The sequence below is a fragment of the Actinoplanes sp. M2I2 genome, assembly GCF_023544445.1.
GTDB lineage: Bacteria > Actinomycetota > Actinomycetes > Mycobacteriales > Micromonosporaceae > Actinoplanes.
This window is the reverse complement of the sequence record NZ_JALPVJ010000013.1, coordinates 201,340-215,078: the sequence shown is the minus strand read 5'-3', so window position 1 is coordinate 215,078 and position 13,739 is coordinate 201,340. Positions and strand designations below refer to the sequence as shown.

The following is a 13,739-nucleotide window of genomic DNA, read 5'->3' as shown; positions in this document are numbered from 1 at the left end:
CTCCTCAACTTGATTCTGACACTGATGTCAGGTTCTACCGTACCGGCATGCAGATCAACGGAGCCACCGCGCTCGTCACCGGAGCCAACCGCGGCATCGGCCGCCACCTCGCCGCTCAGCTCGCCGAGCGGGGCGCGAAGGTCTACGCCACCGCCCGCCGGCCCGAGACCATCGACCTCGACGGAGTCGAAAAACTCGCCCTCGACATCACCGACCCGGAATCCGTCACGGCCGTCGCCCGTGCCGCACAGGACGTCGATCTGCTGGTCAACAACGCCGGCATCAACACCCTGACACCACTGCTGGGTGACCTCGACCAGGTGCACGCCGAGATGAACACCAACTTCTGGGGCACCCTGTCGATGGCCCGCGCCTTCGCCCCCGTCCTGGCCACCAACGGCGGCGGCGCGATCGTCACCATCGCCTCCGGAGCCTCCTGGATGGCCATGCCCGACGCCGGGGCGTACGCGGTCAGCAAGGCCGCCGCCTGGAACATGAGCAACGCTCTGAGGTGGGAACTGGCCGGCCAGGGCACGTCGGTGATCTCCGTACACCTCGGCGCCACCGACACCGACATGGGCCACGGCACCCTGGACAAGAACGACCCGGCCGACGTCGCCCGCGCCGCGCTCGACGGGGTCGAGCAGGACGACTACGAGGTCGTCGTCGACGCACAGACCCGGATGGTCAAGGAGTGGCTGGCCAAGGACCCGAAGGGCTTCTACGCGCTGGTGACCCAGCTCCTCCGTGCCTGATCTCCCTGACAACACCGCCGTCGGCCGGACGTTCAAGGCCGAGTACGACGTCTGGCGCACCTTTCGACGCTCAGTCAACCAACCGCGAATTCTCCGGACGCGCCGGCAAGAAAGGCTGTACACATGTCTGGCAGTTTCTCCTCCTCTCCCCTGACCCGCCGTTCCGTGCTGACCGCGGGCGCCGCCATCGGCGCGCTCGCCGCGATCCCCGGCTCGGCGTCGGCCTCGACCGGCGATCGGGCTCCGGCCATCCCCGGCGTCCGCTATCGACACGTCGAAGTGGACGGCCTGCGCTTCCGTCTGGCCGAGGCCGGGTCCGGCCCGCTCGTGCTGCTGCTGCACGGATTCCCGCAGACCTCGTACGCCTGGCGGCATCAGCTGGTGGCACTGGCCCGGGCCGGCTTCCACGCGGTCGCGCCCGACCAGCGCGGTTACCCGGGCAGCGCGGCGCCGTCCTCGGTTCTCGACTACTCGATCCATCACCTGGCCAGCGATGCGGTGGGCATCATCAATGCCCTGGGCGCCAAGAACGCGGTCCTCGTGGGGCACGACTGGGGAGTCGCCGTGGCGCAGGCCGTGGCCCTCAACCGACCCGATCTGGTACGGGGGCTCGCCGCGCTGTCCGTACCGCTGGAGCCTCGCGGCGACGGCCCGCCGATGGCCGAGCTCCGCGCCGCGTTCGGCGACAACTTCTACCAGCTCTACTTCCTCAAGCCCGGTGCGGCCGAGCGGGAGTTCGAGCGGCGTACCGAGGACGTTCTCCGCAAGGCGCTCTTCCATCTGTCCGGGGACGCGCCGCAGGTCTCCGACCTCATCGTCGACTCCCGGGGCCTGACCGGCTCCCTGCCCCTGCCGAGGCGACTGCCACGCTGGCTGACCGACAAGGACATCCAGGTGTACGCGGACTCGTTCGCCCGCAGCGGCTTCACCGGCCCGCTCAACTGGTATCGCAACCGGGACCGCAACTGGGGCCAGACCGGGTCCTGGGCCGGCGCCCGGATCACCCAGCCGGTCCTGTACATCGGCGGCGACCGCGATCCCGTGGCCTACCTCTACGGCCTGGAGAACCTGCGCGGGGTGGTGCAGGCGGTGGCCACCGACGTCCGGTCCTTCACCGTCATGCCCGGCGTGGGCCACTGGATCCCCGAGGAACGCCCGGCCGAGGTCAGCGCCGCCCTGACCACGTTTGCCGCGGCCGTCAGCTGACCGGCACCGGCTCGGCAGCGGGACGCCGGTCGGACGTGGACGCACCGGCGTCCCGCCACAGCGGCGATACCGACCACCCTTTGAGCTTGTCACGCCCGGCCAGCGGTCCGCTCCAACCGATAACGGGACGGGGAGCGTCCTGTCACCCGTTTGAACGTACGGATGAAGGAGCTCTCCGATCCGAAGCCGAACTGGTTGGCGACCGCGCTCACGGTGCGGTCGGTGGACCGCAGCGCGCGGCCGGCCGAGCGAACCCGCCAGCGGATGAGGTAGTCCAGCGGCGGCATCCCCACCGTGGCCCGGAAATGCACCGCGAAGGCGGTCCGGGACATGGAGGATGCCGCGGCCAGATCGGCCACCGTCCACGGGCGGTCGGGACGGCCGTGAATGAGCTGCAGGGCCGGACGAAGCCTGCTGTCGGTCAAGGCACGCAGCCAGCCCGGCGAGTCGGTGTCGCCACGCTGCAGAACTGCCCGCAGAGCCTGGACGAACAGCACGTACGTGAGGTGCTCGCGCAGGGCCCGGCCGCCGGGGAGCTCGGCGGCCGTCTCCTGGGCGAGCAGCTCGAGCGTCGGGCGCAGCCCACGGGCTTCCGGCGTGCCACCGTGGATGACGGCGACCGGCGGCAGGTGGTCGAGCAGCAACGGGGCGATGCCGTCGTCGAAGGTGATGGCGCCGCTGATCGCCACCGTGTCCGCAGTGGCCCCGGCCGTCAGGTTGTGGCGAACCGGGTCCGGCCACACTGCCGCGAACACCGCCGTCCCGTCGGCGGGCTTAAGGCCGGGATCAGAACCGATGACGTACGGCAGTCCGCTGGTCAGCAGGTATCCCTCACCGGCACGAAGGGGCAGCGGCGCCGATCCGCCCGGGGTGAGCCACATGGCGCCGGAGAGCACCAGGCCGACCCGGATGTGCCGGAACTCGGCGAAACTCATGGCCCAGGCGCCGCCGGTCTCCAACCGGCAGGGATGAGCGGCTCTCACGTCGAGAAAATCCAGCGCGGCCGTCAGCGGGTCCACGTGTCCTCCTTCGCGGCCGAACGATATGTCAACTCAGCCGAACGCCGGGGCATGGCACCTGGTCCGGCTCCGCTCCACCATTGTCTGCAGTTCAGCAATTCACTTCTGGGAAAGGCTTCACGTGAGCATCGACGTACCCGGTCTCCACTTTCCGGCTTCTTCGGGAACTGACGTCTGGTTCAACGGGGACGTGCTGACCGTCAAACTGACGGCGGCCGACACCGGCGGCCGCGTCGGTCTGGTCAAGGCCTCGGTGCCTCCGGGGGGCGGTCCGGCGCCGCACCAGCACGCCGGGACCGACGAGACGTTCTACCTGATCGACGGCGAACTGGAGTTTCTCGACGGGGACCGCGTCTTCGCAGCCGGCCCGGGCGATGTCGTCTTCATCCCCCGCGGGACGACACATCGGTTCCACAACGCGGGCACGGCTCACGCCAGCATGGTGTTCTTCTATACCCCAGGCGGCGCCGAGCAGTTGTTCGTCGAAGGCGGCGACAAGGCGCAGCCGGGCGTGCAGGTGCAGCCGTGGGGGCCGGAACGCATCGACGACCGGCTGCTGGGCCTGCTGGAGAAGTACGACACCCAGCTGCCGAGCCCGAGCTGATTCGCGAGCGGGCCGGCGGACCGTCATGCCGTCCGGCCCGCATCCGGCCGAACCGTCCGTCCGATGACGACCTCGTCCAGCACGGCCATCAGCGTCGTCGGCCAGCCGCTCGGCGTACAACCCCAGCCTCCCCGACCCTCACCCGTCCGTCACGGTCGGCGGCGTGACGCTTCCTTCTGGCGCAAAGTGCCGGACCAGTCCGGCGGACACGCCAAAGGTTAGAGAGCCACCTGCTTGCGGGCTTGAACGCGCGCGCCAACAGTGACCTGTCGGCCCGCTTACACGGAGGATTTCAGCTGTGACGATGTCGGCGTCGTCACACTTCGCCGCCTGGCGCAGGCGTTCAATGCCGGAAGCACGTCGTTCCTTAGCTTTGGGTCAGTTGCCGCCGTCGGATCGGCGGCTGATCACCAACGCAAAGGACTCACAGCGATGGCTGTCCCGATCGATACGGCTGAGCTGTCCGGGGCTCTCACCGGTCCCACCTTCGTACCCGGACAGGTCGGATACGACGAGGAATGCTCGACCTACAACTTGCTGACGCCGCTGCGTCCTGTTGTCGCGGTGGGCGCGGCCACCGTCGCCGACGTCGAAAAGGCGGTTCGCTTCGCGGCCGCCAATGGTCTCGCCGTGGCGATCCGAGGAGGCGGCCACATCGTCGCCGCTCCTTCCGACAACAGCCTTCTGATCACCATGCGAAGGATGAGCGGCGTCTCCCTCGATGTCGAGGCCGCTTCCGTACGGGTCCAGGGCGCGGCGTTGTGGCAGGACGTCCTCGACGCCGTCACCCCGCACGGTCTGGCCCCGATGAGCGGCTCGTCCTCCACCGTGGGAGTCATCGGCTACCTGCTCGGTGGCGGCCAGAGCCCCACGCTGGGACGCCACCTGGGCTGGGCGGCCGAACACGTGACCGCCATCGAGATCGTCACCGCCGACGGCCGGGCCCGGCGTATCACCGCCGACAGCGACCCGGACCTGTTCTTCGCCGTCCGCGGCACGAAAGGCAATTTCGGGGTGGTCACCGCCGTCGAGATGCGGGTCTTCCCGATCACCCGCGTTTTCGGTGGCGGCCTGTGGTTCTCCGGTGACGACCTGCGCCCGGTGCTGAACGGCTGGCGCCGATGGGCCGCCACGGTCCCGGAAGAGATGACATCGTCCATCGCCATCCAGCGCCTGCCCCCGGACCCCGCTCTGCCCGAGCCGTTGCGGGGCGTGTTCGTGCTGCACACCCGCATTGCTTTCCTGGGGTCGGCCGCCGAAGGCAACCGGCTGATCGAGCCGCTACGCCGGCTGGCCCCGCTCATCATGGAATCGGTGGCCGATCTCCCGTACGCCCAGGCAGCGACCATCCACATGGACCCGCCCTCACCCATACCGTATGTCGACCGATCGATCGGTCTGCGAGAGCTGAATGCGGAGACAGTCGAGGCGTTCTACGAGGTGGCCGGCCCCGGCTCCGGCAGCACGCTGGCGAGTGTCGAGATCCGCGCGCTCGGCGGCGCCTTGTCCCGCGAGCCGCTGACCGCGGACGCCATACCGGCCCGAGCGGTGCCCTTCCAGGTCTTCGCCTTCGGCGTCGGCCCGCTGGAGCAGGCGCCGGCCAACCGGGTTGCCTTGGCCGAGCTGATCGACCGGCTGCGCCCGTGGGGCCACGAACGCCGCATGGTCGCCTTTCTCTCGCCCGACGAAGCAACCGATCAGAGCGCCATCCGCTTGTTGTACGGAGAAGACCTCTACGCACGCCTGGCGCAGCTCAAGAAGGTCTACGACCCGGCCAACATGTTCCGCATCAACCACAACATCGCCCCGGCGACGTAGTCCGGCAACGAGGCAGCGGCCGGCCATCGTCGCACAGCGACAGGTCGAGATCTTGCTGGCCTGCCGCCCCAGGTTGCTCGAACCAGGCTGTGGTGCAACCGAGTCTGACAGCTTTGGGTAAGGCGTTGAGCAGCGCATCCGTACAACTAGGCAAAGGAAAAGCGATGAACAGCACCGTCGATCGCACCGACATTGTCGACGCCCTCATCCGGGTCGGACAGCAGGGAATCGCCGGCGGCGACGAAACCGTCCTCGACGAGTATTTCGGTCCCGGCTTCGTCTTCCACGGCCCGGACGGCGACGCCGATCTGGCCGGGCTCAAGACCTTCTGGGCCGCCATGCGGGCTGCCTTCAGCGATTTCGCCGTCACTCGCGGCCACATGGTGGTCGAGGGTCAGTGGGTCGGCGCGCAGACCCGCATGTCGGGCCACTTCGACCAGGAGTTCACTGCGTCTCCGGTCGGAGTCCTGCCGCCGACCGGCCGGCCGTTCGCCCTCGACCTGCTCAACATCTTCCGCTTCGACGACGACGGCAAGCTCGTCGAGGAGTGGTGCCTGTACGACGTTCGCGGCATGCTCGCCCAGCTCCAGCCGGCGCCGCAGACCGACATTCCCGCGCTGTACCAGGGCTACATCGATGCCCTCAACGAACGTCGCGTCGGCACTCTGAGCAAGTACGTCCACGACCCGGTGATCGTGAACTCCACGCCCACCCCGCTGGCCGACTACATCGCGGTGATCGAGTCCAACATCGACGCGGTCCCCGACTTCCACTGGGGTATCGAGAATCTCCAGATCCAGGACGACGTGATCGCGGTCCGGTTCACCGACACCGGCACAGCGGTCAAGACCTGGTTCGGAATCGAGCCGACCGGACGCCCGTTCCGCATGCCGGAGATGGCCTTCTACCACGTCCGGGACGGCAAGATCGGCTCCGTCGAGTTCCTGCTCGACCTCGACGCCGTACGCGCCGCCTGACAACTGACCCGAGCGTCGCCGTCCAGCGCCGGGCATGACTTGCACCACCCGATCAAGGAGGCACCCATGCCCGACACCGTCGAGAGACTGACCGCGTTCGACCTGGCCCGCCCGGCGACCAACCAGCTGGCCCAGGGATTCTTCCAATGGTGTGTGGTCGCACCCGACCTGCAAGCCAAGTGCGCCGAGTTCGAGAAGGTCTACGGCCCGGCCGGGTTCTGGATCCTCGATAACGCGCCACTGCTGGAGACGACGCTGCGCGGCAAACCGATCGACGTACGCGTCGACATGGCCCTGGGCTACATCGGCGACACCAACATCGAAGTCATCAGTCCCCGCCCCGGCGGCGATCCCAACCTCTACACCGAGTTCCTCGATGAACGACCGGCCGGCGGATTCCACCATCTCGGCTTCCAGGTGTACGACTTCGACGCCGCGGTCGCCGATCTGACCACCGCTTTCGGCCCGATCGAACAGGCCGGAAACTTCTCGACCGGCGGCACTCATTTCGCTTATTTCGACTCGCGGCCGCTGACCGGCATCTACACCGAGATCCTCTGGTTCGACAACGCAACGATCGCGGCCATGGCCAACCTACGCGCCGGAAACCCTCCTTCGGTCCAGAAGCCCTGACACGATCCCGCACCCTCAACCAAGTGGCACAAGGCTCAACTCAAGGCCTACCTTGCGGCCGGGCAAATCAAGCCCGGCCGCAAAGCTTCGGCGGACATGCCGGCCGCGACACTCGCTCAGCGGGCCACGGCCGTGATTATGCGGCCATGTCGATGACCTCGCGGTGAAGCGCCAGTAATGCCGGCACGGTCTCGGGTCGGCGTCGACCGAATCCACACTCCGTCGCGACTCCGAAGTCCCCGGCAAGTGCGCGGGCGGCATCAATACGTCGCAAGGCTCCTTGCACGCCATCCGAAATGTGCAACAGACCGAGATACAGTTCGTCGAAGTGGGCGCGGGGCAAGGAGCCTAGAGGGCGAAAGTACTCTGCATCATCGCGATCGACGGGAACCGGCAGATGAAGCCACTGAACGCGACGATCGACCTCCGGCAGGAACGCCGTTGCCAACTCGACCATCAATCCAGTGTCTTTCGGCTGAATGAAGTGCCGATGGGCGACGTCCCCGTAGCAGAAATGAAAACCCAGTTCAACGTTCGGTGGGACGACGTCCGCCAGTGCCGACAATGAGGTAGCCACCTCTGATACCGGAGTGCGGCCCGCACGTGGCGGCGCGTTCCCACTCAGGAGTGCGACCCCCTCCATCGCAGCGAACTCCAGGGCCACATCCCACTGAATCGCAAGTTCGGCGTGTGGGATCCGGTCCGCGATCTCGTGTAACTCCCGGATCAGAGCTTCCCGGTACAAGGGCTCGAGGACTTGTTGGTCGGCCTCGTCCGGCAGCAGCCCGCCCATTGTCGCTCGAGGCGTCGGGAGGCTGACCTGGAAGCGCACATCCTGCTTGATCAGGCCGGCGGTCTTCAGCATCGCGAAAATCTGGTAAGAAGTGGTCGCGGCCTTCGCATAACCCAGCTCACCGAAGTGCACCTGCCCGACGTCCGCGCCGGCACGCACTCGGAACTGCGGCAATCCCGATACCACGAACTGCTCGAAGGTGTCCTGTGCGGCAAAAAGCGGGACTTGCCATCCGACCCACATCGCGCGGGGGCCGGTCTCGCCATCAGGTAGGCGCTTCAAAGCGTCGCTCAGCGTTCCAGCGGCGGCCCGGAAAACATCCTCGGCCGAAGCCAACGGTACGCTTCCCACCAAATGCGCGGACTTCTGCATTCATACCATCCTTGTTCACGGCGAATGGCGATCGCCGACTCATCGGGTTTTGTCAAGACGGATACGCCCGTGATCTCACTGTCAGCCAGATCTGCCGAAGCGCACGGGAGCACCCTGGCCGATCGGGGTTGCTGCAGGCCGGTGCGGCCGGCCCGGCCTGGGGAGACGTCGGCCGCTTCCGGCAGCGCCCCGCGGTGCGGGGAGGCGAAGTACCCTCCCCGCGCCGCGGAACCCAGCGCCCCGGCAGGGCGTCTGGGGCAGCGGTCAGCCCCGGTCGCCGCCGTTGTTCATCCAGGCGTCGACCGAGCCGTTGCTGCCCACGATCAGGTAGTCGTCGAGGCCGTCGCCGTTGACGTCGGCCAGGCGCAGGGCTCCGTCGAGACCGCTGGCGATGCGGCCCATCGGCGCCCAGCCCGGCAGACCGGACGAGTCGGCGCCGCCGAGGTTGCGCCAGCCTTCCATGGCGTTCTGCGAAGAGACGACCAGGTAGTCGTCGAAGCGGTCACAGGTGACGTCGGCGAACATGATGCGATCCTGGATGCCGCCCACTCCGGTCGCGATCTGGCCGCGGGGGTTCCAGCCGGGCACCCCGTTCTGGTCGCCGCCGACGTTCTGCCAGGCAAGCACGGCGGTGGACCGGTCCACCAGCAGGTAGTCGTCGCGCTCGTCACCCTTGATGTCCGCGAACTCCAGGATGCGGCCGCGAGCTTCCGGTACACCGGTGGCGATGCGGCCCTGCGGCACCCAGCCCGGCCGACCGACGGAGTCACCGCCGGTGTTGATCCACGCGTCGACCGAACCGCCTGACCCGACGACCAGGTAGTCGTCCTTGCGGTCACCGTTGATGTCGGCGAAGCGCACGGCGGTCGACGGGACGCCGACGCCTGCGGCGATGGGGCCGAGCGGGTTCCATCCGGGGACGCCGTTCTGGTCGCCTCCGGTGTTGCGCCACGCGTCGACCGAACCGTCGGTGTTGAGAACGAGGTAGTCGTCGCGGGTGTCACCGTCGACGTCGGCGAAGCGGATGTTCGGGCCGGGCCCCGTGCCGGAGGCGATCCGGCCCCGCGGCAGCCAGGCGCCGCCGGGCGCGGGGCAGGGCGACTGATCGCCGGCCGACGGTTCCTTGAGCCAGCCCCTCCTCCCCGCGGCCTGGATGCCCTCGAAGAAGGCATCGCCCATCTTGTCGTACCCGCGGTCGTTGGGGTGCAGACCGTCGGCCAGGTCGGCCGTGGTGACCGAACCCAGGTCGACGAGGCCGATCCGCCGGCCTTCGCTCTCGCGCTGGCGGACCAGCGCGCGGACACTCTGGTTGAAGGCGGCGGTACGGGCCTGGCCCGCGCTGTCGGCCATCGGCACCAGGGTCGCGACGACGACCACCGCGTCCGGGGCGTCGCGCTGGACCTGATCGACCAGCGCCGCGAGCCGGGACGGCGCACCGGCCGGGTCGATGTTGCGGGCCATGTCGTTCGTGCCCGCGTGCACCAGCACGACGCTGGGCCGGAACGCGGGTACGAACGAGCGGGCGGCGCCCGTGATCTCGTTGATCACCCAGCCCGAGTGCCCTTCGTGCTCCGGGTCGCCCAGGTTGCCCGATCGCACCGACCCGACGAGGTCCGTGCGGTACCCCGCGCCGGAGAGATTCTGCCGCAGCCTGGCCCGATACCCGTTGCCGGTGGAACTGCCGACGCCGTCGGTGATCGAGTCACCGAGGGGCATGACGCGGACGGCGACCACCGGGTTGCTCTGGCTCGGCCCCACTCCACTGGTCCGTTGAATCCAGTCGGCGACGTCCTCGATCGGCACGGCGAAGGCGACCGGGTCGTCGTCATCGGCGGCGACATACACGGCGAAGATCAGTGAGCCCGCCTTGACGCCACCACCGGAGTCGCCCGCCTCCGGATAGCCCTGATTGATGTCGTCCAGCGACAGCCGTGCGCCCTCCTCGCCATCCGGGTCCCGGGTGTCTCTGACCCGGAACGTCGCCACCTGCAGCGGCGACCGCATGTCCTCGGTGTCGGAGCCCCAGCCGCGCAAGGAGACGTTCTGGTTCACGGCGGGCACCCCCAGTCCGTACTCCTGGACCCAGGCCGGGTTGCTCACCGGGTCCTCGAGCTGCACCAGGGCGACGTCGGTGTTCGGCTCGAGATGAATCGACTCCAGCGTATGAGGCTCGCCCCGCCCGCCTTGACGATCCCCGATCAGAAACCCCGAGTTGGCCTCCGTCGCACCAGTGGTCGTGAAGCAGTGCTTGGCGGTCAGGACCCACTCCCGGCTGATGAGCGTTCCCCCGCAGGTGAACTCGGACGGATCGCCGATCCGCCCGCCTTCGGACACATAGAACTGAACTTGACCGTCCAGCGTGGCGGAGTTCTGACCGCCTCGGATGGCGTTGGCCGCCGGAGACGTCACCACCTCGGCCCCGGCCAGCACCAGGCCGACCGACAACACCGCCACGGCTCTGCCGCGGCGTCTTCGTGAAAGCTCCATCGTCAATCCCATTCGTCGATCGACGCGCGACCATTGCCGCGGCGTCGGATAGCGGCGTCCCCGCCAGTCCTTCATTTCCGATGACCCATGGTTCGGCCAACCGTCGCGACAGCAATTCCCTCATGGAGATTGGCCCTTGCGGGCGGCGGCGCAGCGGTGATCGGGTGGACGGGATTCCCCGTCCAGTTCTTGAAGGCTAAGCATCCTGAGATCGCCTGACCTTGTACGGGAGCGCCAACTGTCGTGAGAGAACGAACGATGTGGACAGTAGAATAGGTCTCGGCCGGCTGATGCCACAACGGCCGGCCGGCGAGACATCGCCATCCGATATCGGAGTCATGATGACAATGGCTCGAAACCGCAATTATGGGCGCAAGCACTCCATTCCGCGACAGCGCCGTTTATGGTTCGTCCCATGCATGGTTCCGAAGATCTCGACGCCATTCCGATGCTCGATGACGCCGACCAGGCCGAGTCGTATCTCGACGTCTATGACGGCCCCCCGCCACCGTGGGAGATCGGTCGTCCGCAGGGGGCGTTCCGCCGGGCGGCGGAGCACGGCCTGCTGACCGGCCGCGTCCTCGACGTCGGCTGCGGCACCGGCGAGCACGCGTTGCTGGCGGCTTCGCTCGGGCTGAACGCGACGGGTGTGGACATCGTTCCGACCGCGATCGCCATCGCAAAGCAGCGCAGGGCGGAACGCGGGCTGGACGCCCGTTTCCTGGTCGGCGATGTGCTCGACCTCCCGGCGCTGGGCGAGACCTTCGACACCGTCGTCGACTGTGGCCTGTTCCACGTTCTGAACGACGCCGACCGCCGCAAGTTCGTCGGCGTCCTGAATGCCACGGTCCCGGCCGGCGGCCGTTACCTGATGCTGGGCTTCAGCGACCGGATGCCCGGCGACACGGGGCCACGACGGTTGCGCCGCGAGGAGCTGACCGACACGTTCGCCGAGGGGTGGCAGACCCGGTCCCTCGAGGAAGACGTCATCGAGACTCGGTCACCCACGCCGGTGCCCGCCTGGTTGGCCGTCTTCTCGCGGACAGCCCCGTACTGAAGGGTTGAGTGCCCGACCACCCGCCGTGCAGTCCCGGCTAGGCGGCGGACGCCTGGGCACGGACGTACTCGGTGGGAGTCTGTCCGTACTTGCCACGGCACGCGCGGGCCAGGTGGCTGCTGTCGGCGAAGCCCCAGCGGGCGGCGATCTCAGCCACGTTGAGGCACCGCTGCGGGTCGGCCAGGTCGGCCAGCGCCCTTTCCAGGCGCCGCCGGCGGACGTACGCCATCAGGGGCTCGCCGTTCACCGCGAAGGCGCGGTAGAGCGTGCGGGTGGAGATGTTGAGCGCCTGGGCCACCTGCTCGGGCGTCAGCGTCCGATGCTCGAGGTGCTCGTCGACGAGCCGCTGAGCGGCGCCGGTGAGCGCCAAGGCGTACGACACACAGGTCAGGCGGGCGACCACCGTGAGCCGTGAACCCGTCATGACCTCACTCCCCGAGCATAGTGACGATAGCGCCTAGTCGTTTCGACGATACGATCGACCGTAGCACGGTCGCCCGATCGCCGCTATCAAGGCGTCATATCATTGATTCATGACTGATCAGGACGCGAGTACGCTGCGGCGGCGCCGTGGCGCCGTCGGGCCGGCCGACGACGCTGCCGTCCGGGCCGCGCTCATCGAGGCGGCCGAACGGCAGCTCGTCGCGTCCGTGGAGGGTGACATCGCCACCCGGGCGGTCAGTGAGGAGGCCGGCGTCACCCAACCGGTGCTGTACCGGCTCTTCGGCGACAAGCGGGGGCTGCTCGACGCTGTCGCCGATTCCGGGTTCGAGCGCTACGCCCGGCGCAAGGCCGAGCTCGAAGTCACCGACAACCCCGTGGCCGACCTGCATGCCGGCTGGGACGACCACATGGCCTTCGCGGCCGGGCAGCCCGTCCTCTACCAACTGATGTTCACACCGCGGCCGCAGTCCGCCGCGACCGCGTACGAACGCATTCTGGAACTGCTCGAGAAGACGCTGCTGCGGTGCGCCGCCGTCGGCGCCCTGACCACCACACCGCGGCGGGCCGCCCAGCTGATCCTGCCGGCCAACATCGGAGTGGCCCTCGGCCTCATCACCCGGCCCGCGCTGTTCGACGACCCGTCGCTGTCGCACCGCGCCCGCGACGCCGTCTTCGCCGCCGTCCTCGCCGAACCGGCGACGCCGACCGGGCCGGACCCGATCCGCGCCGCCGCTCGCCGGCTGCACTCCCAGCTCGTGCTCACGGGCACCGACCGCCTCGAACCGGCCGAGACAGCCCTGCTCAACCGCTGGCTCGAACGCATGGACGACCCCGGCCGATAGCGGCCCGTCGCCCGTCCTCGCCGACGTCAGGATCGTCGACGGCTCACATCGGCCGGCCGACGTGGGCGCGCACGTACTGCGTCGGCGTCTGGCCGTAGACCTTGCGGCACACCCGGATCAGGTGGCTGCTGTCCGAGAATCCCCATCGAAACGCCACTTCGGTGACGCGGGACTGCGGCTGCTTCCGGACGAGGTCGGTCAGGGCACCCTCGAGCCGCCTGCGTCGGACGTACGCCATCAAGCTCTCCCCCTCGTCGCGGAAGGCCCGTTGCAGCGTTCGCTCCGAGACACTCAGCTCCCGGGCCACCCACTGCGGCGTGAGGTGCGCGTCAGCAAGCGCCTCGTCGACGATCTGCCGGGCCGCGACGGCCAAGGTGGGCTCCGCCGCCGAAGGCACTTCGCCGGCCGCATCGGCCAGGACACCCTTGGCCAGTTCGACCGCGGCGTCACTGGCAGCCAGAACCGCCGCGGGCTGTAGCTCGGTGAGCACCGCCGAGAGCATCTCCAGATGAGCGGTCAGAATCCGCAGTGCCGGAGAGGTGGCCTGCTCGGTGCGCGCCGAGCCGAACGCCCGGCCCACTCGCACAACGGGGTGACATGTGTGGGCTTTCGTTCCCGAGCCACGGACCATGGCCGTCCCCGGCGCCACGTCGTCCTTGATCCGCCTATGGGTCATCGCCATCGGTACGGCTCCTCGGGGTTCTCAAGACAGCGTCGATCAACAGACGCGCT

The 13,739-nt window shown here is 68.4% G+C and carries 13 protein-coding genes; 8 read left to right on the top strand and 5 right to left on the bottom strand.

Annotation, left to right across the window (positions count from 1 at the left end; genetic code table 11):
• Positions 1-47 precede the first annotated feature (47 nt).
• Complete coding sequence (locus tag HJC40_RS27040) at positions 48-755, top strand: SDR family oxidoreductase (RefSeq protein WP_250004985.1); 708 nt, start codon at positions 48-50, stop codon at positions 753-755.
• A gap of 123 nt (positions 756-878) precedes the next feature.
• Entirely contained in the window at positions 879-1,961 is a 1,083-nt protein-coding gene (locus HJC40_RS27035; RefSeq protein WP_250004982.1) for an alpha/beta fold hydrolase, read from the top strand.
• Between the two features lie 89 nt (positions 1,962-2,050).
• Here the strand turns inward: HJC40_RS27035 and HJC40_RS27030 are convergent, their stop codons facing one another.
• Positions 2,051-2,980, bottom strand: coding sequence for an AraC family transcriptional regulator (locus tag HJC40_RS27030; protein WP_250004978.1), 930 nt, complete (start codon positions 2,978-2,980; stop codon positions 2,051-2,053).
• Between the two features lie 121 nt (positions 2,981-3,101).
• Between HJC40_RS27030 and HJC40_RS27025 the strand changes: the two genes are divergently transcribed.
• From HJC40_RS27025 to HJC40_RS27010, 4 genes are all read left to right on the top strand, one after another.
• Positions 3,102-3,584, top strand: coding sequence for a cupin domain-containing protein (locus HJC40_RS27025; protein ID WP_250004976.1), 483 nt, complete (start codon positions 3,102-3,104; stop codon positions 3,582-3,584).
• A 261-nt stretch (positions 3,585-3,845) separates the two neighbouring features.
• Complete coding sequence (locus HJC40_RS27020) at positions 3,846-5,402, top strand: FAD-binding oxidoreductase (RefSeq protein WP_250004974.1); 1,557 nt, start codon at positions 3,846-3,848, stop codon at positions 5,400-5,402.
• Between the two features lie 164 nt (positions 5,403-5,566).
• Positions 5,567-6,379: an ester cyclase gene (locus HJC40_RS27015; protein WP_250004971.1), complete on the top strand. Its 813-nt coding sequence runs from the start codon at positions 5,567-5,569 to the stop codon at positions 6,377-6,379.
• A 66-nt stretch (positions 6,380-6,445) separates the two neighbouring features.
• Positions 6,446-7,012, top strand: a complete 567-nt coding sequence (locus HJC40_RS27010; protein ID WP_250004968.1) for a VOC family protein — start codon at positions 6,446-6,448, stop codon at positions 7,010-7,012.
• A gap of 136 nt (positions 7,013-7,148) precedes the next feature.
• On the opposite strand, the gene HJC40_RS27005 is transcribed toward HJC40_RS27010, so the two are convergent.
• The gene (locus tag HJC40_RS27005) at positions 7,149-8,177 is read right to left on the bottom strand and encodes a hypothetical protein (RefSeq protein ID WP_250004965.1); all 1,029 of its coding nucleotides are present in this window, start codon (positions 8,175-8,177) and stop codon (positions 7,149-7,151) included.
• Positions 8,178-8,441: 264 nt separating this feature from the next.
• A complete protein-coding gene (locus HJC40_RS27000; RefSeq protein ID WP_250004962.1) occupies positions 8,442-10,631 on the bottom strand; it encodes a GDSL-type esterase/lipase family protein in 2,190 nt (729 codons plus the stop codon).
• Positions 10,632-11,079: 448 nt separating this feature from the next.
• Here HJC40_RS27000 and HJC40_RS26995 point away from each other — a divergent pair, with 448 nt between their 5' ends.
• On the top strand, positions 11,080-11,721 hold the full coding sequence (locus HJC40_RS26995) for a class I SAM-dependent methyltransferase (protein WP_250004959.1): 642 nt from the start codon (positions 11,080-11,082) through the stop codon (positions 11,719-11,721).
• A 37-nt stretch (positions 11,722-11,758) separates the two neighbouring features.
• Here HJC40_RS26995 and HJC40_RS26990 read toward each other — a convergent pair whose 3' ends face one another.
• Positions 11,759-12,145, bottom strand: a complete 387-nt coding sequence (locus tag HJC40_RS26990) for a helix-turn-helix domain-containing protein (RefSeq protein ID WP_250004957.1) — start codon at positions 12,143-12,145, stop codon at positions 11,759-11,761.
• A gap of 109 nt (positions 12,146-12,254) precedes the next feature.
• On the opposite strand from HJC40_RS26990, the gene HJC40_RS26985 reads away from it, so the two are divergent.
• Entirely contained in the window at positions 12,255-13,007 is a 753-nt protein-coding gene (locus tag HJC40_RS26985) for a TetR/AcrR family transcriptional regulator (protein ID WP_250004954.1), read from the top strand.
• Between the two features lie 43 nt (positions 13,008-13,050).
• Here the strand turns inward: HJC40_RS26985 and HJC40_RS26980 are convergent, their stop codons facing one another.
• Positions 13,051-13,689 carry a helix-turn-helix domain-containing protein gene (locus tag HJC40_RS26980; protein ID WP_250004952.1) on the bottom strand — a complete coding sequence of 213 codons (639 nt, stop codon included), beginning with the start codon at positions 13,687-13,689 and terminating at the stop codon, positions 13,051-13,053.
• Positions 13,690-13,739 lie beyond the last annotated feature (50 nt).